Here is a 17,579-nt window from a genome sequence, read left to right as displayed (position 1 = left end):
TATGCGTCGTTTTATTGCGCGGCGGTCGCGATATTCTCCCCTATCGCTTCCACCGACCCGTCATCACGCCACGTAGGCGAGATGTCATAGATCCAGCTCATTCCCAGATAGTGTTTTTCAATCGGCCAAGAGCTGATTTCAGCGTTGCGCATGTCGCGCGTTGCGCCACTGGCGTGATAGACCTCGCCATAGAGGCGCGCGGTCATCTGAACCCGTGTCGTGCGCAGATAGCGCGCGTCGCGATACCGCAGGAAAGCGGCTTCGTAATTGCCATTCTCATTGACCAGCATGTCGGCCAGACAGACGGCGTCCTCAATGGCCATATTGGCCCCCTGCGCCAGGTATTGCAGCATCGGATGCGCCGCATCGCCCAGAAGCGCCATCGGTCCCTTGACCCACTCGCGGATCGGATCGCGGTCGTTGAGCACCCACATGCGCCAGTTTTCGATCTTGTCCAGCAGGGTGCGCACTTCGGGGCATTTGTCGGCAAAGCGCAGTTTCAGCTCTTCGGGATCGCCGAAATCGTTCCAGCCTTCGGAAAAACGGTCCGAATGGAACACCGCGACAAGGTTATACAATTCCCCGCCGCGCAGCGGATATTGCACCAGGTGCGCCTTTTCCCCGGCCCATAGGCACATGGAATTGGTGCGCAGCTCTTCGGGCACGTCCTCGGTCGGCAGAACCGCGCGATAGGCGATATGGCCCGACACGCGCGGCGGCCCGTCGTTGGCGATCAACTCGCGGGTTTTCGACCAGATGCCATCGGCCCCGATCAGCGCGTCGGCGTCGATCACCAGCCCGGCTTCGGTCGTGACACGCACGCCGGTTTCGGTTTCCGTGATCCCGGTCATTTTCGAATTGACCCGAAGATCGACATTCGCCGATGCGAGGCATTTGTTCAGAAAGGTCTTGTGCAGATCGGCACGGTGGATCACCGCATAAGGGAAGCCGAACCGTTTGCGAAAATCCTCTGCGGCCGGGATCTGGGCGATGAATTCGCCGGTGATGCTGTCGCGCATCCGCAGATCGTCGGGAAAGGCCGAGATGGCGTTGACGTCATCGACAATCCCCAGTCGCTGAAACATTTTATAGCTGTTCGGCCCAAGCTGGATGCCCGCTCCGATTTCGGCAAATTCCGGCGCCTGTTCCAGCACACAGACCGATTTGCCGATCTGCGCCAGGGCATAGGCCGCCGCAAGACCGCCGATCCCCCCGCCAATAATGACAATTTCTGTTGAAATCTGTTCACTCATTTTCTTGCTCCTCCGGGCCGGCTCTCGCTTAGGCGACCCCTGTCACTTCGACGGTCAATTCGCCAATTTGATCGATTTGCGCGTGCATGGTGTCGCCCGCGTGCACCTGGCCCACGCCTTCGGGTGTGCCGGTGAAAATCACATCGCCCGGGTGCAGCGTGTAAAAGCTCGAGGCGTATTCGATCAGCTCGGGTACGCTGAGCACCAGATCGCTGGTGTGGGCTTTCTGCCGGGTCTCGCCGTTGACCGTCAGTTCAAAGCCAAGCGTCGCGGGATCGGGGATCTCGTCGGCCGTGACCAGCCAGGGGCCGAGCACCGAATAGGTATCCAGCGATTTGCGAAAGCTGCGATCCTCGGGGCCGCGCACGGTCATGTCCAGACCGATCGTATAGGCCGCGACATAGTCCAGCGCGTCGGCGGCACTGATGTTCTTGCCGGTCTTGCCGATCACCACGGCCAGCTCGATCTCGTGATCGTTGCGGCGATCCGGGCGGGAAATCTCAACCGCCTTGCCGGGCCCGATCAGCGAGCTGTTGGCCTTGAGGAACAGACCGATATCTTTGATCTGGCGCATATGCGCCTCGTTCGCATGGTTCAGCTCGGCCTGATCGCGCACCTCTTGCAGATGCTTGGCATAGTTCACCGGGGCGGCCACAAGCTTGCCGGGGTTGGCAACTGGCAAGTCCAGCTTGATCTGATCCAGCGGGATCACATCAGCGCCCTCGACGAACTTTGCCAGCTTGGGCAACAGGTCGGGCAGCGCGGCGATCATCACATCGTGACGCGGAAAGGGGTATCCCGATGCAGGCAGCGCTGCGAACACCTCGGTTACATCCACGACGCCATCAGCCGTGACCACGCCAAAACGGTTTTCGCCAAAACGGCAAATCTTCATAGTTTCCTCCCGGAGAGTTTCTTGCTGCGCGTATTCGACAGCATACTGTCAATTCGACGCTTGTAAAGCGACAGAATGCTGTCGGTCTGATGTTTCAATGCGCTGTTTCTTGGCAAAGGGGCGCGCGCTGGTGTAGACAATTGCGAAAATCAGATAGGGCCAAGATGGAATTCTGGGACGACGCAGTGGTTAAGAACACCCCGCCGACAATCGAGGACATTTACCGGTCCCCGGGACACTTGATTCGCCGCTGTCAGCAGATTTCCGCATCGGTTTTCGCTGACGAGCTCGGTGAATTCGGCCTGACACCAGTTCAATATGCCTCGCTTCTGGCAATTCGGGACCGGCCGGATATCGACCAGCGGAGTCTCGGCCGGATGATCGCGATCGACCGCTCGACGATCGGGACGGTGATGAAGGGGCTGGAAGATCGGGAACTGATCACCCGGACAACCCCGCCCAATAACCTGCGCATCAAGGTCATGCGGGTGACCGAGCGCGGAGAAACGTTGTTGATCAAGTCGGTTAACGCGATTGCGAATGTCCAGAAACGCCTGCTTGCCCCGCTGTGCCCCGAGGATCAGAAGACGCTTCTCAGGCTGCTCTCGCAGGTTGTCGATGTGAACAATTCCCAAAGCCGCGCGCCGCTAGAAATCAAGAAAGAGCCATAGGAACAAGCGGCTTCGGCGTCGCACCCTTCCGATCCAGGTCACTAAAAAATATTGACAGCACTCTGACGTTAGCGGTAGTGCAAGTGACAGTATGCTGTCGTTTCCCGGCCTCTCAAGTGCCGAACCCAAAGCGCATTGCGTCGCGCCGAGGGTGCAAGAGAAAGGAGCGCAGCTGTCTAAGGGAGGACGACCAATGGCCAGAACCAAACCACGCAAGTGGATTGCCAAAGAAATTGCCGCGCTTGATCCGGCCAAGGATTATGCCGAAATCTGGAAGCTTGCGGTGATCTACCGGTCCAATGACACGTTCATGGATCTGATGTATTCGATCACCTTCCCCAACTTCGTCGTGCCCAACCACGGCGCGATCGCCGTGCTGCGCGATGGCAAGGGCAAGGTGTTCAAAAGCGCCGAGCGCAGGATGGACGACACCGGGCGTCACATCCTGATCTGGTCGGAATATGGCCCCGATCACCCCTACACCAGGAAATCCGTCGATGCGCTGAACAAGCTGCATACGTTCTATTCGAAAAAATACCCTGGCTCGTTCCGGCACAACCAGGATTACCTTTACACGATGTGCTACGAGGCCACCCTGTTCCATCGTCTGATGCAGCGCGTCGGCCTGAAAGGCATGACCGAGAAAGAACAGATCGCGGCGTGGGAATTCTGGCGGCGCATGGCGACGCTGTTCATCAACGCCGAGACCGGCGGCCCGATCACCGGCTTTCCCGACAGCTTTGACGGGTGCATGGACTTTGTGGAGTCCTATGAGGCCGAGCGTCGTCCGCCAAACAAATATGCCGATCAGATCGACGAAACGATGATCCAGGCATTCGGCAAGCGCTATTTCCCCAAGCCGCTGCAACCTGCCGCGCGGACCCTGGTGATGTCGCTGCTGCCCGAAGGCACCGTTCGGGGGCTGGGGCTGAAACCCGCATCGCCGGTGGCAAAAGCGATCTGCCGGTTCGGCTTCCGCTGTTTCCTGTGGGTCGGCGACAAGATTATTCCCGACCCCGATGTTTCGCATCCCGAACTGATGCGCAAACGGCTGCGCCTGCCCGAAGAAGCCTATACCGACGAGGTTTCCGACGGTGTGCCCTATGCCCACGCGCCCGGCGAAGCCACGGCCTAGAGCACAAGGGTCTGCCGGGGAGGGGCAGAGCCTGACACCCGCGCCTTGACAGCGAAGCGTCTTCAGAACCGCCGCCACGGGACATCCAATCCCGGTGCCCTGCGGGCGCATTGCGCTCTCATGTCAGCGTAACCACGGCACGTTTTCCCATCTGTGGGGAACGTCTTCAGACCACCATGAATACGACAAAAAGGCGCCCGTGACACGGCGCGCCATAGGGAGGGACCATGACCAATATCTATAGGAACATCGCACTTTCGGTGCTTGCTGCGTCGGCGGGCTGTGCGCTTGCTGGATCGGCGCAGGCCGCCGAAGTCTTTCAGCCGACCACTCCGGGCGGAAACCACGATATCCGTGCCGCCGAATTGCCCCCCGAGCCGGGCCTGTACTTTCTGGGCGCCTTTGCGCGCACCAGTAACGACAAGATTACAGATGACAGGGGCAATGCCATTTTCCCTGACACGGATCAGACCGTATCGGTCGGCGGTCTTGGCGCGCTTTATGTGTTCCCCGACGAAATCGCGGGCGGGCGGCTGGGTGCGAGCCTCGTCTTCGGCTATGGCACGAACGATCTGGTGGTGACCAATCTTCCGGTGGGGCCAGGCGGTACGCCGATCAGGGGCGACAACACCGGGCTCTTCGATCTGACGGGCGAACTGGTCTGGTCCAAAGCCCATTACAACCCCCCAAACCCGGAGGCCGGCCCGGTTCCGATCCCGTCGGGGTTCGCCTATAGTTTCGGCCTTGGGTTCACCGCCCCGATCGGCGCTTTCGACGGCGACAAGACCGGCAACCCCGGTTTCAACAACTGGGTTCTGTCGCCTAGCATCGCTGCGACCTGGCGCTCCGATCCGATCTGGCTCCATGGCACCGAACTTTCGGTGCGTGCCTCGTATAATCACAATTTCAAGCGGGAGGATTCGACTGGCGGCTTCGAGTACAGCGACGGCGACTATGTAATTGCCGATGTCGCGCTGACCGAGCGCTACAACATGTTCCAGTTCGGCGTGGCCGGCACCATGATCAAACAGATCGAGGACGACGAAGGTTCGCTGGCGGTCCCCGATGGGACGCGTGGACGCGTCAGTTCGCTGAAGGCGGGGCCGATCGTCGCCATTTATCTGCCCGACACCTCGATCGTGAAAATGAAGTATCTCGTGGATATCGACACCGAAAACACCTTTGAGGGTAATCGTTTTCAGGTGGCCTATATCAAAAAGTTCTAAAGGGCCGGTCCGGTCCTGAAAGCACAGTTGAGGTGGCCTTTGGGCCTGCCCCAACCCAGCGCGCGGCGGTCAGTGATCGCGGCGCGCATTTTTTGGCGCAGGCGCCGCCTCCGACGGGCTATCACGCTGGTCAAGAAGTAAAATTGTGGTGTAGTTGTTGCCCGGCGGACGACCGAACGCGCCGTGACGAACGCATGCCCTTGTTGTGGGGCTTGGGCCCTTTACAAGGCAATCCGCCGCCCGCGGCGACATCGGCAGCGGGCCTTGCCCGACGGATCTGGTTGCCGGGCAAACTGGAACTATTCTGAGGTCTTCGGTGAAGCAGTTTCAACTTCCTTTTGCAGCGCATACCACGATCGCCGCGCTGCTTGCCCTGACCCTTTCCGCCCTGCTTGGGCTTGCGCATCCGTTCTGGGCCGCGATGACCGTCTGGCTGGTGGCACAGGCCAATCGCGGCTTGCTGTTCGAACGCGCGGTAGCCCGGTTGCTGGGAACCTTCACCGGTGCCTGTGCGGCTTATGTGATCTTTACCAGTACCAATGGATCGCTTGTGCTGATGCTTGCGGCGCTGTCGTTCTGGGTGGCCACCTGTTCCGGCGTGGCCAGCCTGTTTCGCCATTTTCTGTCCTATGGCATCCTTCTGGTGGGCTATACGACGGCGATCCTTGTGCTGCTTGGCGTCACGGATCCGGCTTTGCAAAACGATCTGGCGGCAAGCCGCATTGCCTGTACGGTGATTGGCATCCTGTGTTCGGCGCTGGTGTCGGGGCTGTTCACCGCCAATGCCAACCCGGGGTCTGTCCGCGACCACCAGGACGATATCACGCAGCAGGTGCTGCGCGCCGCTGCCGCGCCAGCGCTGGCAGCCGACTGGCCGCTGGGTCTGCTGCGCCAGATCGGCGCGATCGAAGCCGAAAGCGATGCTCTGGCGGCGGGGTCTCTCAAAGGGCACAAGCAGGCGCGGCTTGGGCGCACGCTGCTGGCGGCGCTGACCAATTTCATGGCCGATATCAGCCAGAACGATGCCGCGCGCCCCGGTCCCGAGCTCCTGACCGCATTTGCGGACGCGATCGAAGGCGGCGCCGGCGCGCAAGAGGCCGCGCGCCTGCGCAGGCTCGATCTTCCCGCCTCGTTTCGGGCCGTCCTCGCGGCCTATGCCGCCGTGACGGATAGCGAGGCGGACGGCGCATCGTCCCATGGCGCCTATAACGACCAGACGCTGCCCGACTGGCAGGCGTTTCACCAGAACGCGACCCGAACGGGATGCGCCCTGACCCTCGCCAGCGCGGTCTGGCTGATCAGCGGCTGGTCGCAAGGCCCCTATATGGTGATGACCGCGGCCATCTTCACCACGCTGTTTTCCAACTTTCCGAACCCGCAGCTTGCCGTGCGCGATACCATGCGCGGCTCGATCGCGGGTGCCGGGGCGGGGCTGTTGTACAGTGGCGCCGTGATGCCCCATATCGACGGGCTGGCGATGACCATTCTGGCGATTGCCCCGTTGCTGCTTCTGGGCGCCTGGGCCATGAGCCGCCCCGGCACGGCGAAAGCGGCGATTGATCTGAACATGACCTTCCTGCTGACCGTGCAGCCGGGCGATGCGATGGCCACGTCCGGCTGGCTGCATGCGCTGAACCAGTCGGCGGCGATCCTTCTGGGCGTGACGGTGGCCACGTTTGCGTTCCATTTCCTGTGGCCGCGCAATCCGGCCCGCAACGCCCAACGGCTGAAAGAGGTCATTCGCCGCGATCTGGATGTCATGACGACCGAGACCACGGCAAACACCGCGCTGCGGCGCCGCGGCCGCATCACCCTGTCGCTGCTGCGGCTCGCAGCCATCCCCGATGTCGACCAACGGGATGTGAAAGAGGGATTTGCCATGCTGGTCCGCGCCTATGCCTACGCCTCGAGCAAACTGAGCGCGCGCTAGACTTGCCGTTGAACGCCTACATCGAGGCCTTCGACGGCAAGTACCCTCCTGCATGCCTGAACGCCCCTTGGTTCGTGCACCTTGAAGATACGGCCGAAAAGCTGGGGGCCTGAACTACCAGCTTTTCGCGCCGAGGGTCAGGGCCGGGGGGTGCCGGCGGTTCGGGCCTGCATCGCCGAAAGCTCGGCGCGATATTGCGCGTTCTGGTGTTCGAGCTGCTCGATCCTCCGGATCGCGTCGCCGGCTGTGAAGCGGCGGGGGATGTGCCGGGGGCAGTTCCAGTCGAATGCCTCGACGCGAATGACGATCAGCCGTTCCGCCTTGGCCGGAAACAGATCGGGCGGCATGGCCCGGCCCGCCAGCGTATCCCTTTCAATCACGTGCACATGCCCCCAGATCTTGAGCCGCCGCGCATGGGCGTAATCCATCAGGAACAGCGATATCCGGTTGTTGGCAGCCAGATTTCCGAGGCTGATATACTGGCGGTTTCCACGCAGGTCGGCATAGGCGATCGTCCGGTCGTTCAGCACCCTGAGAAAGCCGGCGGGGCCGCCGCGAAACTGGACATAGGGCCAGCCGGTTTCAGATGCCGTCGCCTGGTAGAACCCGTCGCGTTCTTCGATGAATGCGCTTTCGGCAGGGCCGAGCGTATCGCCGCCGGTTCGCTCCGGCGACAGGAGGTTGGCATAGTTTCCGGACCCCAGGCGCTGCTGCTGGTCACGGACGGACGGGGTAAAAGCGATCTGGGCAAATGCGAGGGCCATCTGAGGTCTCCTACAGGTTGAAATGGTCAAGGCCGGGATGATCGGCGGGGCGGGTGCCGAGCGGCCAGAGGAACAGGCGCTGCTCGGGGCGGATCGGCACGTCGTTGATCGAGGCGATGCGGCAGCACATCCGGCCGTTTACCGCAAATTGCCAGTTCTCATTCCCGAGCGAGCGAAACCATTGGCCGCTGTCGTCACGCCATTCATAGGCAAAGCGCACGGCGATGCGGTTTTCGGCGAAGGTCCAAAGATCCTTGATCAGGCGGTAATCCAGCTCGCGTGCCCATTTGCGGGTCAGGAAAGCATGGATCTGGTCATGGCCGCGGATGAATTCCGCCCGATTGCGCCAGCGGCTGTCATCGGAATAGGCCGGGGTCACGATATCGGGGTCGCGGCTGTTCCAGGCATCTTCGGCGGCGCGGACCTTGCGCAGCGCGCTATCATGCGAAAAGGGCGGAAGCGGGGCGCGGCGGTCAGTCATCGGTTTTCCTTCGGGCGGGTCCCGGTTGACGGGCAGGTTATGGTGTACAGGTCGGTAAATGTTCTGTCGCAAAGGTGTACAGATCGGTAAGTCATATCAAGGGAAAATTTGCCTTCTCACTAGTCTCGATCTTTCCGAGGGCAAAAACAGTATGGAAAAACAATCTTAATCAGTGGGTTGCTTGCCCCTCGCGGTGCCGATAAATATGTACCGATCAGTTAATGAGGGATGCGAGATGAGCCAGAGCAAGCGTGCGGAACTGATTCGAAAGGCGCTGATGCTGTTTTATCGAAACGGCTTCCACGCGACGGGGATGGACCTTGTCGCGAGGGAAACGGGTGTTTCGAAAACCTCGATCTACAAGCACTTTCGCACCAAGGAAGAGCTTATCCTCGCGGTGCTGCGCCTGCGGGACGAGAACTTCCGCAACTGGCTCTACAGACGGATGGAAGAACTGGCGGATACGCCCAAAGGCCAGCTTCTGGCCATGTTCGATGCGTTGGGCGAATGGTTCCGCGAAGATAATTTCAAAGGCTGCATGTTCATCAAGGCGAGCGCGGAATTCCAGGAACATGACCATGCGATCAATGCGCAGGCATATGCGCACAAACAACTGCTTGTCGATCATTTCGAAGCGCTGGCACGGCAGGCGGGGCTGTCCGACCCGCATGTTTCGGCGCGTCAGTTGCTGATCCTGAAAGAGGGCGCAATCGTGATTGCCGCAATGTCTCACACGGACACCAGCGCGAAAGAGGCCAAGCGCATCGCGGAGGATCTGCTTGCCTGATCACGATGGCGGCGGCTCATCTTTCGTGGGAGTCGCGGCGATGTCTGGCGAGGGCTGTGAGCGGCCCGGTCTGATCCGGTGTTAGCGCCCGGCCGGCCGTGCGGTTCAGCGCTTGCGCATCAGGTAGATATCCATGATCCAGCCGTGGCTGGCGCGGGCTTCGGCGCGGCGGGCGAGGATGGTATCGCGGACGTCGGCCAAAGGGCCGGAAATGCGGATTTCGGTTTCCATTCCGGCATAGGCCGACCACCAAATGTCGATGCCGTGGGGAAGGAGGGCTTCGAACGCCCCGCCGCTGTCGAGCATCACGATGATGGTGTCGGCCCCTTCGGGCCAGCCGCTCTCACGCAGTTTTCGCCCTGTGGTGACGATGAATGGCGCGCCGACCGTGTTGAGCGGAATGGCGTGGCCGGCGGTGAGGGCCTGCATCGCGGTGATGCCGGGGATCACGCGGACCTCCATCGGCATCCGGCCCTTCAGGCGTTCGGCGATCCTCAGCGTGCTGTCATAGAGCGAAGGATCACCCCAGACCAGAAATGCCACCGTGCCGCCGCCGGGCAGCGCGGCGGTGATTTCTCTGAGCCAGACGTCGGCGATGGTATCATGCCAGTCTTCGACCCGCCGACGATAATCCGGTGTCGCCGGATCACGCACGGGCAGATCGAACTCGCGCAGCTCCGACCCCGGCGTTTGCAGCACTTGCGCACAGATCTTGCGGCGCAGGCTGGCAAGGTCGTCTTTGCCCGGCCCTTTGCGCGGGATCAGGATGACATCGGCGGCGTTCAGCGCCTTGATGGCCTGCAGGGTCAGGTGCTGCGGATTGCCGGCACCGATGCCGACGAGGGTGAGCGTGATCATGTGGGCTCCGGCAAGGTGTGCGGCCCCGTTGCCGGGACCGCGCACGTTGGTTCGGGCGGTTTCAGCCCGCGTTGTAGACGCGCGAACTCAGAAGCGGGGTATTCGACAGGCCGCGCAGCGCCTTGGCCCCCGCCAGTACCGCCAGATCCGCCAGCGGTTCGATGATCACGACCAGCATGTATGCGCCACCGAACGTCAGGACCGAGGCGATGTTTTCGGCGCCGAAGCCCTGGCCGTAAAGTGCCCAGAAGGCCACCCAGGCCACCACGCCGCCCTGATAGGCCGTCGAAAGTGCCAGCGCCTGGCCGTATTTCAGGTCAACATAGGCGGTGCCGGGCGCGATGATCCGCTTGGCCAATGCGCTGACCGCATAAAGCGGCACCAGCAGGGTGGTCACGTTGATGAAATACTGCGGCAGATCGAACGGGGCAAAGAACACGCCCTGCGCCAGCAGGCCAAGGGCCAGCCCGATCGCGGCCGGGCCCGCGCCGAACAGCAGGAACAGGGTGGAGCCAAGGATAAAGTGCACCTCGGACACGCCCACCGGGTAATGCGGCATCAGTTCAAAGAAGGTGAAGACCAGCAGCGTGCTGATCGCGCCGCGCAGCATCAGCGCGGGCACGCCCGACTGACGAATGGTGTCGATGGACAGTTTCAGGCCATAGGCGGCCGCACCGGCGGCAGTGGCATAGCTCAGCGCCATTTTGGCGCCGGCGACGAGTCCGGGTTCGATATGCATCGGTTTTTCTCCCTGCCGTCTCACCCGACGGCGTTGCAAAGGGGTTGGTCCGGCAAAAGCCGGGTCAGGGTTTCGGGGCGCATGCCCCTGACGGCAGGTCTCCTGACTTGCGGGTCCGTGCCGTTCCGGGCCTTCCCAACCCTTGCGGGGTCAGTGGCATTGTCCGGGCGGGCTCGCCGCTTACAGTTGCGGGGGCAGTCACGGGTTTGGCGCCTGATGGCTACACCGCACCGTGTTCCCTTTTCATCCCGGGCGCTTTGCGCCTTTGGGAACCGTCATGTAAATCTTGTCGGTTTGTCCGGCTGTGGTCAATCCTCCTCGGTCAAGGGGCCATAGAGAATAAGGGCAGGGGCGTCCGTGCACCTGTCGGGCAACAGCGCCGCAAGCTCCGCCACCGTGTGGCGGCCGAGCGCCTGCTGCGGTGTCGAGACGCCTTCGGCCAGCAAGGCGGGGGTGTCGGGCGGCAGCCCCCCGGCGATCAGCCGCCCGGCCAGTTCGGCAAAGGTGCGCCGCCCCATATAGACGGCGGTGGTGGCGGTGGCGTCGGCCAGCGCCGCGATGTTGATCTCGCCGGGCAGGGCGCCGGTCACGTCATGGCCGGTGATGAACTGAAGCCGCCGCGCTGTCAGGCGCCGGGTCAGGGGGATGCCCGTGGCGGCGGCGGCCGCGCTGGCGGCGGTAACGCCGGGGATGATCTCATACGCGATCCCGGCGGCGCGCAGGGCGCAGATCTCTTCCTCAAGCCGGCCAAAGATGGCCGCGTCGCCGGATTTCAGCCGCACCACCTGCGCGCCGGTGGCGGCATACTCGACCATCAGGCGGCTGACGTGGTCCTGTTTTGGCGAGGGTCGGCCCGCGCGCTTGCCGACACCCACCAGATCGGCATCCGCGCGGGCGTGATCCAGGATCGGCCCCGACGACAGATCATCGTAAAGCACCGCATCGGCGGCCTTCAAGCGCGCGACCGCTTTGAGCGTCAGAAGCTCCGGGTCGCCCGGACCGGAGGATACGAAGCTGACGAACCCGCTCATGTTGCCTCCGCGATCATGTGAAAGAAAGTGCCGGTGGCCTGGCCTCTGCGGGAACCGGTCTCCGCCACCTCAGCCCCGTTGGCGTCGAACACCTTGGCCAGCGGTGCATCGGGTTGGTCGACGATGGTGGAATAATGAAACTCGTGCCCGCGCAGCCGGGCGCCGGTGGCGTGGCCGGAGACGGGCGCGAGAAGCTCGGCAAGCCGGTAACCCAGGTGCATCTTGCGTTTCTGGTACGAGGTCACCAGCCCCAGCAGCCCGGCCATTGCATGGCGCTGTCCATCCTTGTCAGTCAGGCCGGCGCCCATCGCCATGTAGCCCCCGCATTCGCCATGCACGGGCCGGGTTTCGGCAAAGGCACGCAGCCCCGCGCGGAACCTTCGGGCGGCGGCAAGGGTGCCGGCGTGCAATTCGGGATAGCCGCCGGGAAGCCAGCAGATATCGGCCTGCGGGTCCGGCGCCTGATCGGCCAAGGGCGAGAAGGGCAGGATCTCGGCCCCCGCAGTGCGCCAGCTGTCCAGGACATGCGGATAGACGAAGGAAAAGGCGGCGTCGCGTGCCAGCGCGATCCGCTGCCCCGGCGGGCGGGTGCGCCGGGGCGATGCTATCATGGGCCGGGTCACGCGGGCGGCGGCGCGCAGGCGCGGCAGGTCGATATGATCGGCGACAAACCGGGCGGCCTCGGACAGGATATGATCAAGCGCGTGATGCTCCTGGGCCTGCACGAGCCCGAGATGGCGTTCGGGCATCTCGATGCTGGCCCGGCGTGGCAGGGCACCAAGCACCACGATCCCCGCGTCGCGCATCCCGGCGCGCACCAGCGCCTCGTGCCTCGGGCTGGCCACCCGGTTCAGCACCACGCCCGCCAGCGGCACATCGGCGCGCAGATCGGCAAAGCCGCGCGCCACGGCCGCCGCCGATTGCGCCTGGCCCGAAACGTCGAGCACGAGCACCACAGGCCAGCCGGTCAGCGCGGCGATGTCGGCGCTGGCGCCGCTGCCGCTTTCGCCCGGGCAGGCGACCCCGTCGAACAGGCCCATGGAGCCTTCGGCCAGAACCAGTTCGGCGCCCTCGGCCGCCTGCAGCAGATGCGCCAGCAGCGCCTCGCCCATCGCCCAGCTGTCGAGGTTGACAGAGGCCCGCCCGGCAGCCGCCCGGTGAAAGCCCGGGTCGATATAATCGGGGCCGCTCTTGAAAGGCTGCACCGCCACGCCCTGATCGGCAAAGGCGCGCAGCAGGCCCAGCATCAGCGTCGTCTTGCCCGTGCCCGAGGCGGGGGCCGAAATCAGCAGGCCGGGGGGCAGGCTCATTCGCGGCCCTCCGGGAATCTGGGGCTGGTGCCCACGGGGCGGAACCGGCGGTCGTAATCACCCGCGTAAAGACAGCTTTCGCTGAACTCCCGCGAGTCCAGCGCCGGGCCGACAAGGATCAGCGCGGTGCGCCCGCGTTCGCCCCCCGTGGCCGCCTCGACCGTGCCAAGCGTGGCGCGCACGATCCGCTGGTCGGGCCATGTGGCGCGCCAGACCACCGCCACCGGGCAGTCGGCGCCATAGGCCGGGGTCAGGCGCGCCACGACATCCTCCAGCACATGCACCGACAGGTGAATGGCCAGCGTCGCGCCGGTGGCGGCGAAATTTTCCAGCGCCTCCCCCGCTGGCATGGCGCTGGCGCGGCCCGAGGTCCGGGTCAGCACCAGAGATTGCGCCACGCCGGGCAGGGTCAGCTCGGATTCCAGCGCGGCGGCGGCGGCAGCGAAGGCGGGCACGCCGGGGGTGATGTCAAAGGGGATGCCTTCGGCGCGCAACCGGCGCAACTGTTCGCCCATGGCGGACCAGACCGACAGATCGCCCGAGTGCAGCCGCGCCACATCCCGCCCGGCGGCATGTGCGGATTTGATCTCGGCGATGATCTCGTCGAGTGACAGCGGCGCGGTGTTCACGATCCGCGCGCCGGGCGGGCAATGCGCAAGCAGTGCCTCGGGCACCAGCGAACCGGCGTAGAGACAGATCGGGCAGGCGGCAATCAGGTCGCGCCCGCGCAGGGTGATCAGGTCTGCGGCACCGGGGCCGGCGCCGATGAAATGCACGGTCATCTGTCTGTTCCTTCTGCGATTGCGGCGGTGGCCGTGCCGTCCGCGGAATGCACACGCGGGCCGATCAGGCGCGCCCCCGGTCCGGCGGCAGCCAGCGCGGCCGCCTCGGCCAGGCTGCCGGTGCCCCAAAGAGCCTCGACGCGCGGCGATCGGCTGAGCGTTGTCTGGCGGGCGAGTTGAGCGGGGAGTACCGACAGAACGGGCAGGCAAAGAGCCTCGGCCAGGGCCATCAGGGCGGGGGCGGTTGCCTTGTCGGCGGCGGTGGCCAGCGCATCGGCCCGCCCGCCCGCGCGTTCCACGGCCTCGCGCAACGCGGCCACCGGGGCACCTGCCCGAAATCCGATACCGGCCACTCTCATCTGACCACGCTCCACTGAACGATCGGGCGCGCGCGGTCCCAGCCGCGCATCCGGCCAAGCGGTGCCGCCTCGGCCAGATCAAAGCGCAGCAACTGGCCGCCCTTGTCCGCGTGCCATCCGGCCAGAAGAGCCTCGGTTTCCAGTGTCACGGAATTGGCGACGATCCGGGTTCCGGCGCGGAGATCGGCCCAAAGCCTGTCGAAAAGGGCGCCATCAGCGCCGCCGCCGATGAACACCGCATCGGGCGCGGGCAGTTCGGCCAGCGCATCGGGCGCGCGGCCTTCCACCACCTCGATCCGATGCGCCACCCCAAAACACTCGGCATTGGCGCGGATGTTGGCGCATCGCCCGGCGCGCGGCTCAAGCGCGATGGCGCGCGCACGCGGCGCGGCCAGCGCCCATTCCACAGCGATGGAGCCCGAGCCGCTGCCGATATCCCACAGCAGCTCGCCGGGGCGCGGTGCCAGGGCCGACAGGGTCAGCGCGCGCACCGGGCGTTTGGTGATCTGCCCGTCCGAGGCGAACAGCGCATCCGGCAATCCGCTGGCCCGGGACAGGCCGGACCCGCCGGCACAAGAGATGGCGACCGCCACCGGGGCCACGACCCCGACCAGATCAAAGCCATCCGCCTGCACCCTGCGGATCCGTTCGCGACCCCCGCCGAGGGCCTCCAGGACATGCAATTCCGAGGCGCCAAAGCCTTTGTCCGTCAACCATGCTGCCAGCGCCCCCGCCGCAGTGCCGCCCCGCAGCAGGCAGATCGCCTGTACGCCGGGGGCCAGCACCGGCACCAGCCGTTCGAACGGCGCGGCATGAAGGCCGAGGCACACGACCTCTTCCAGCCGCCAGCCCAACCGGGCAGCGGCCAGCGAGAAGGCCGAAGGCGCAGCAAAGCACTGCCATTCCCCGGGCGCCAGATGCGCCGCCAGTGATCCGCCCGCGCCGTGCCAGAACGGATCGCCCGAAGCCAGCACCGCCACCTTCCGCCCGCGACACGCCAGCACCGGTTCCACGCAAAAAGGCGATGGCCAGGGGCGGCCCGCCTTTCGCACCTGCGCCAGTTCCAGATGCCGCGACCCGCCAAAGACGATTTCCGACGCCTGCAGCGCGGCGCGGCTTGCGGCGGGCAGGCCGTTCAGGCCATCTTCGCCGATACCGATGATGCTTAACCAGGGGTCAGACATGCCGCGCATCCTTGTTCTCGGGGGCACTACCGAAGCCAGCGCGCTGGCCCGCGCGCTGGCCAAGGCCGGTGCGGACGCGGTGTTTTCCTATGCCGGCCGTACCTCCGCGCCGGTTGCCCAGCCTCTGCCCACGCGCGTGGGCGGGTTTGGCGGGATCGGGGGGCTGGTGGAATTTCTGCGCGAACAGGGGATCACCCGCGTCGTCGATGCCACCCACCCCTTCGCCGCGCAGATGAGCACCCATGCGGTGGTGGCCTGCGGGCAGGCCGGCGTGCCGCTCTGCGCGCTGGAGCGGGCGCCCTGGAAGGCAGGGCCGGGCGACCGCTGGACGCATGTGCCGGATTTCATCGCTGCGGCGCAGGCATTGCCGGCCAGCCCCGGGCGTATCTTTCTGGCGATCGGGCGGCAGCATCTGCAGGCATTCGCGGCACGCCCCGAGCATCTCTACCTGCTGCGGCTGGTCGATCCTCCGGAGGGGCTGTTGCCGCTGCCCCGCGCCGAGGTGGCGGTTTCGCGCGGCCCATTCACACTCGACGGGGACCGGGCCCTGATGGTGCGCCACGGCATAGATCTGGTCGTGGCCAAGAATGCGGGCGGCAGTGGCGCGCGCGCCAAGCTGGACGCCGCGCGCATGCTCGGCCTGCCGGTGCTGCTGATCGACCGCCCCGCCGTGCCGGACCGGCCCGTCGCCCACGAGGTGGCGGGCGTTCTGCGCTGGCTCGGTCATCACGCCGACCTCGGGGTATAGATAAAACGGCCCAGCCGCCGGGTTTGCGCGTTGCCGACGATCACCACGGTGCGCATGTCGGCCATCTCTGCTGTGGCCTCGGCCAGCGTGGTGGTCAGCAGCCGCTCGTCGGGTTTGCAAACGTCGCGGGCAAAGGCAATCAGGCGCGCACCGCCGCATTCCGCGCGCAGGATATCCAGCGCCTGGCCGAACTGTTGCGGGCGTGACCTTGAGCGCGGATTGTAGAACGCCATCGCGAAATCGCCCCGCGCGGCCATGCGCAGGCGATGCTCGATCACCGACCAGGGCTTGAGATTGTCGCTGAGGTTGATGGCGCAGAAATCATGGCCCAGCGGCGCGCCAAGCCGGGCGGCGGCGGCCAGCATGGCGGTGATGCCGGGCAGGACGCGGATATCCAGATCAAGCCACGCGGGCGGCCCGTTTTCGACAGCCTCGAACAGCGCCGAGGCCATGGCGAAGACCCCGGGATCACCCGACGAGACGATCACCACCCGGCGGCCGCCGGCGGCCATCCGCAGGGCATGGGCGGCGCGATCCAGCTCGGCCCGGTTGTCCGATCCGTGCAGGATCAGCCCGTCACGCGGGGGGATGCGGGCGACATAGGGGAAATAGCCCACGATATCGGTGGCACGTTCCAGCGCGGCCTGCACCTGCGGCGTGATCAGCGCATCGTCGCCCGGCCCCAGCCCGGCCACCGTGATCCAGCCGCTCATGGCCGCCTCCCGTTGCCATGGACCACGGCGATGGTGAAATAGGGAACCGGGGCCTCGACCCCGCAAAGCGGCTGCACCTTCTGTCCGGGCATGGTGCCACGCTCCACCAGCCAGGCGTCTTGCAGCCGCCCGGCACGCGCGAGCGCGCGTTTCAGTTTGGGCAGGTTGCGGCCGATCTTCATCACCACCAGCGCGTCGGTGTCTGCTGCGCGGCGGGCCAGATCGTCTTCGGGCAGTGTGGCCATCAGCACGGTCAGCACGTCGTCGCCCCAGGTGATCGGCTGCCCGGTGGCCGTCCAGCAGCCCGACATGCCGGTGATGGCGGGAACGATCTCGATCCGGGTGCGGCCCTGCAGGCGGCTGTGCAGATGCATGAAGGAGCCGTAGAAGAACGGATCCCCCTCGCACAGAACCACCACGTCGCGGTCGCTGGCCATGGTGGCCAGCCGTGTGGCCCAGTCGTCATAAAAGCCGGCCAGCAGACGGTTGTATTCGGGATCGGCGACCGGGATCTCGGTCGTCACCGGATATTCCATGGAATGCTCGACGGCGCTGGCGTCGAGCATCCCCTCGACAATCTGACGGGCCTGACCGGGGCGGCCGGCTTTCCGAAAATAAGCCACGTCGCGCGCCGTGCGGATCAGCCGGTCGGCGCGGACGCTCATCAACTCGGGATCGCCGGGGCCAAGCCCGACGCAGATCACCTTGCCCAT

The 17,579-nt window shown here is 64.9% G+C and carries 19 protein-coding genes and 1 riboswitch; of the genes, 6 read left to right on the top strand and 13 right to left on the bottom strand.

The window, feature by feature from the left end:
* Positions 1 to 11: 11 nt before the first annotated feature.
* Positions 12 to 1,253 carry a 3-hydroxybenzoate 6-monooxygenase gene (locus TQ29_RS16405; RefSeq protein ID WP_054540053.1) on the bottom strand — a complete coding sequence of 414 codons (1,242 nt, stop codon included), beginning with the start codon at positions 1,251 to 1,253 and terminating at the stop codon, positions 12 to 14.
* A gap of 28 nt (positions 1,254 to 1,281) precedes the next feature.
* The gene (locus TQ29_RS16400) at positions 1,282 to 2,148 is read right to left on the bottom strand and encodes a fumarylacetoacetate hydrolase family protein (RefSeq protein WP_054540052.1); all 867 of its coding nucleotides are present in this window, start codon (positions 2,146 to 2,148) and stop codon (positions 1,282 to 1,284) included.
* A 164-nt stretch (positions 2,149 to 2,312) separates the two neighbouring features.
* Here TQ29_RS16400 and TQ29_RS16395 point away from each other — a divergent pair, with 164 nt between their 5' ends.
* The 4 genes from TQ29_RS16395 to TQ29_RS16380 all read left to right on the top strand — a co-directional run bounded on the left by TQ29_RS16395 (position 2,313) and on the right by TQ29_RS16380 (position 7,110).
* Complete coding sequence (locus tag TQ29_RS16395; RefSeq protein WP_054540051.1) at positions 2,313 to 2,819, top strand: MarR family winged helix-turn-helix transcriptional regulator; 507 nt, start codon at positions 2,313 to 2,315, stop codon at positions 2,817 to 2,819.
* A gap of 193 nt (positions 2,820 to 3,012) precedes the next feature.
* The gene (locus TQ29_RS16390) at positions 3,013 to 3,954 is read left to right on the top strand and encodes an oxygenase MpaB family protein (protein WP_054540050.1); all 942 of its coding nucleotides are present in this window, start codon (positions 3,013 to 3,015) and stop codon (positions 3,952 to 3,954) included.
* Positions 3,955 to 4,181: 227 nt separating this feature from the next.
* Positions 4,182 to 5,180 carry a transporter gene (locus tag TQ29_RS16385; RefSeq protein WP_054540049.1) on the top strand — a complete coding sequence of 333 codons (999 nt, stop codon included), beginning with the start codon at positions 4,182 to 4,184 and terminating at the stop codon, positions 5,178 to 5,180.
* A 316-nt stretch (positions 5,181 to 5,496) separates the two neighbouring features.
* Positions 5,497 to 7,110, top strand: coding sequence for an FUSC family protein (locus TQ29_RS16380; protein ID WP_054540048.1), 1,614 nt, complete (start codon positions 5,497 to 5,499; stop codon positions 7,108 to 7,110).
* Between the two features lie 137 nt (positions 7,111 to 7,247).
* Here TQ29_RS16380 and TQ29_RS16375 read toward each other — a convergent pair whose 3' ends face one another.
* Together TQ29_RS16375 and TQ29_RS16370 are read right to left on the bottom strand one after the other, a co-directional pair.
* Positions 7,248 to 7,874: a pyridoxamine 5'-phosphate oxidase family protein gene (locus TQ29_RS16375; RefSeq protein WP_054540047.1), complete on the bottom strand. Its 627-nt coding sequence runs from the start codon at positions 7,872 to 7,874 to the stop codon at positions 7,248 to 7,250.
* 10 nt (positions 7,875 to 7,884) lie between these two features.
* Entirely contained in the window at positions 7,885 to 8,355 is a 471-nt protein-coding gene (locus tag TQ29_RS16370; RefSeq protein WP_054540046.1) for a nuclear transport factor 2 family protein, read from the bottom strand.
* 235 nt (positions 8,356 to 8,590) lie between these two features.
* On the opposite strand from TQ29_RS16370, the gene TQ29_RS16365 reads away from it, so the two are divergent.
* Complete coding sequence (locus tag TQ29_RS16365; RefSeq protein WP_054540045.1) at positions 8,591 to 9,142, top strand: TetR/AcrR family transcriptional regulator; 552 nt, start codon at positions 8,591 to 8,593, stop codon at positions 9,140 to 9,142.
* A gap of 105 nt (positions 9,143 to 9,247) precedes the next feature.
* Here TQ29_RS16365 and cobF read toward each other — a convergent pair whose 3' ends face one another.
* From cobF to TQ29_RS16330, 7 genes are all read right to left on the bottom strand, one after another.
* Positions 9,248 to 10,000 (bottom strand): precorrin-6A synthase (deacetylating), encoded by a 753-nt coding sequence (cobF, locus tag TQ29_RS16360; protein WP_054540044.1) that lies wholly within the window; start codon positions 9,998 to 10,000, stop codon positions 9,248 to 9,250.
* Positions 10,001 to 10,061: 61 nt separating this feature from the next.
* Entirely contained in the window at positions 10,062 to 10,739 is a 678-nt protein-coding gene (locus tag TQ29_RS16355) for an energy-coupling factor ABC transporter permease (RefSeq protein ID WP_054540043.1), read from the bottom strand.
* Between the two features lie 74 nt (positions 10,740 to 10,813).
* A riboswitch (cobalamin riboswitch) is annotated at positions 10,814 to 11,031 on the bottom strand.
* Positions 11,032 to 11,047: 16 nt separating this feature from the next.
* Positions 11,048 to 11,770 (bottom strand): uroporphyrinogen-III C-methyltransferase, encoded by a 723-nt coding sequence (cobA, locus tag TQ29_RS16350; RefSeq protein WP_054540042.1) that lies wholly within the window; start codon positions 11,768 to 11,770, stop codon positions 11,048 to 11,050.
* Positions 11,767 to 13,080 carry a cobyrinate a,c-diamide synthase gene (locus tag TQ29_RS16345; RefSeq protein ID WP_173585970.1) on the bottom strand — a complete coding sequence of 438 codons (1,314 nt, stop codon included), beginning with the start codon at positions 13,078 to 13,080 and terminating at the stop codon, positions 11,767 to 11,769. The genes cobA and TQ29_RS16345 overlap by 4 nt, the downstream gene beginning before the upstream one ends.
* Complete coding sequence (gene cobM / locus TQ29_RS16340) at positions 13,077 to 13,862, bottom strand: precorrin-4 C(11)-methyltransferase (RefSeq protein WP_054540041.1); 786 nt, start codon at positions 13,860 to 13,862, stop codon at positions 13,077 to 13,079. The genes TQ29_RS16345 and cobM overlap by 4 nt, the downstream gene beginning before the upstream one ends.
* The gene (locus tag TQ29_RS16335; protein WP_054540040.1) at positions 13,859 to 14,221 is read right to left on the bottom strand and encodes a cobalamin biosynthesis protein; all 363 of its coding nucleotides are present in this window, start codon (positions 14,219 to 14,221) and stop codon (positions 13,859 to 13,861) included. The genes cobM and TQ29_RS16335 overlap by 4 nt, the downstream gene beginning before the upstream one ends.
* Positions 14,218 to 15,405, bottom strand: a complete 1,188-nt coding sequence (locus TQ29_RS16330; RefSeq protein ID WP_054540039.1) for a bifunctional cobalt-precorrin-7 (C(5))-methyltransferase/cobalt-precorrin-6B (C(15))-methyltransferase — start codon at positions 15,403 to 15,405, stop codon at positions 14,218 to 14,220. Before TQ29_RS16330 ends, TQ29_RS16335 begins: the two co-directional genes overlap by 4 nt.
* Between TQ29_RS16330 and TQ29_RS16325 the strand changes: the two genes are divergently transcribed.
* A complete protein-coding gene (locus TQ29_RS16325) occupies positions 15,404 to 16,153 on the top strand; it encodes a cobalt-precorrin-6A reductase (RefSeq protein WP_054540038.1) in 750 nt (249 codons plus the stop codon). The genes TQ29_RS16330 and TQ29_RS16325 overlap by 2 nt on opposite strands.
* On the opposite strand, the gene cobJ is transcribed toward TQ29_RS16325, so the two are convergent.
* Entirely contained in the window at positions 16,132 to 16,866 is a 735-nt protein-coding gene (gene cobJ / locus TQ29_RS16320; RefSeq protein WP_054540037.1) for a precorrin-3B C(17)-methyltransferase, read from the bottom strand. The genes TQ29_RS16325 and cobJ overlap by 22 nt on opposite strands.
* A complete protein-coding gene (gene cobI / locus TQ29_RS16315) occupies positions 16,863 to 17,579 on the bottom strand; it encodes a precorrin-2 C(20)-methyltransferase (protein WP_369817416.1) in 717 nt (238 codons plus the stop codon). The genes cobJ and cobI overlap by 4 nt, the downstream gene beginning before the upstream one ends.

Source organism: Actibacterium sp. EMB200-NS6 (genome assembly GCF_001305615.1).
In the GTDB taxonomy this organism is placed as follows: Bacteria; Pseudomonadota; Alphaproteobacteria; order Rhodobacterales; family Rhodobacteraceae; genus Actibacterium_A; species Actibacterium_A naphthalenivorans.
This window is presented reverse-complemented; position numbering and strand designations above follow the sequence as displayed.

What these genes read in the sequence shown, in the direction of transcription:
- TQ29_RS16405 (WP_054540053.1), bottom strand. Translation starts at nt 1,253, where the DNA reads ATGAGTGAACAGATTTCAACAGAAATTGTCATTATTGGCGGGGGGATC.
- TQ29_RS16400 (WP_054540052.1), bottom strand. Translation starts at nt 2,148, where the DNA reads ATGAAGATTTGCCGTTTTGGCGAAAACCGTTTTGGCGTGGTCACGGCT.
- TQ29_RS16395 (WP_054540051.1), top strand. Translation starts at nt 2,313, where the DNA reads ATGGAATTCTGGGACGACGCAGTGGTTAAGAACACCCCGCCGACAATC.
- TQ29_RS16390 (WP_054540050.1), top strand. Translation starts at nt 3,013, where the DNA reads ATGGCCAGAACCAAACCACGCAAGTGGATTGCCAAAGAAATTGCCGCG.
- TQ29_RS16385 (WP_054540049.1), top strand. Translation starts at nt 4,182, where the DNA reads ATGACCAATATCTATAGGAACATCGCACTTTCGGTGCTTGCTGCGTCG.
- TQ29_RS16375 (WP_054540047.1), bottom strand. Translation starts at nt 7,874, where the DNA reads ATGGCCCTCGCATTTGCCCAGATCGCTTTTACCCCGTCCGTCCGTGAC.
- TQ29_RS16370 (WP_054540046.1), bottom strand. Translation starts at nt 8,355, where the DNA reads ATGACTGACCGCCGCGCCCCGCTTCCGCCCTTTTCGCATGATAGCGCG.
- TQ29_RS16365 (WP_054540045.1), top strand. Translation starts at nt 8,591, where the DNA reads ATGAGCCAGAGCAAGCGTGCGGAACTGATTCGAAAGGCGCTGATGCTG.
- cobF (WP_054540044.1), bottom strand. Translation starts at nt 10,000, where the DNA reads ATGATCACGCTCACCCTCGTCGGCATCGGTGCCGGCAATCCGCAGCAC.
- TQ29_RS16355 (WP_054540043.1), bottom strand. Translation starts at nt 10,739, where the DNA reads ATGCATATCGAACCCGGACTCGTCGCCGGCGCCAAAATGGCGCTGAGC.
- cobA (WP_054540042.1), bottom strand. Translation starts at nt 11,770, where the DNA reads ATGAGCGGGTTCGTCAGCTTCGTATCCTCCGGTCCGGGCGACCCGGAG.
- TQ29_RS16345 (WP_173585970.1), bottom strand. Translation starts at nt 13,080, where the DNA reads ATGAGCCTGCCCCCCGGCCTGCTGATTTCGGCCCCCGCCTCGGGCACG.
- cobM (WP_054540041.1), bottom strand. Translation starts at nt 13,862, where the DNA reads ATGACCGTGCATTTCATCGGCGCCGGCCCCGGTGCCGCAGACCTGATC.
- TQ29_RS16335 (WP_054540040.1), bottom strand. Translation starts at nt 14,221, where the DNA reads ATGAGAGTGGCCGGTATCGGATTTCGGGCAGGTGCCCCGGTGGCCGCG.
- TQ29_RS16325 (WP_054540038.1), top strand. Translation starts at nt 15,404, where the DNA reads ATGCCGCGCATCCTTGTTCTCGGGGGCACTACCGAAGCCAGCGCGCTG.
- TQ29_RS16330 (WP_054540039.1), bottom strand. Translation starts at nt 15,405, where the DNA reads ATGTCTGACCCCTGGTTAAGCATCATCGGTATCGGCGAAGATGGCCTG.
- cobJ (WP_054540037.1), bottom strand. Translation starts at nt 16,866, where the DNA reads ATGAGCGGCTGGATCACGGTGGCCGGGCTGGGGCCGGGCGACGATGCG.
- cobI (WP_369817416.1), bottom strand. Translation starts at nt 17,579, where the DNA reads ATGGGCAAGGTGATCTGCGTCGGGCTTGGCCCCGGCGATCCCGAGTTG.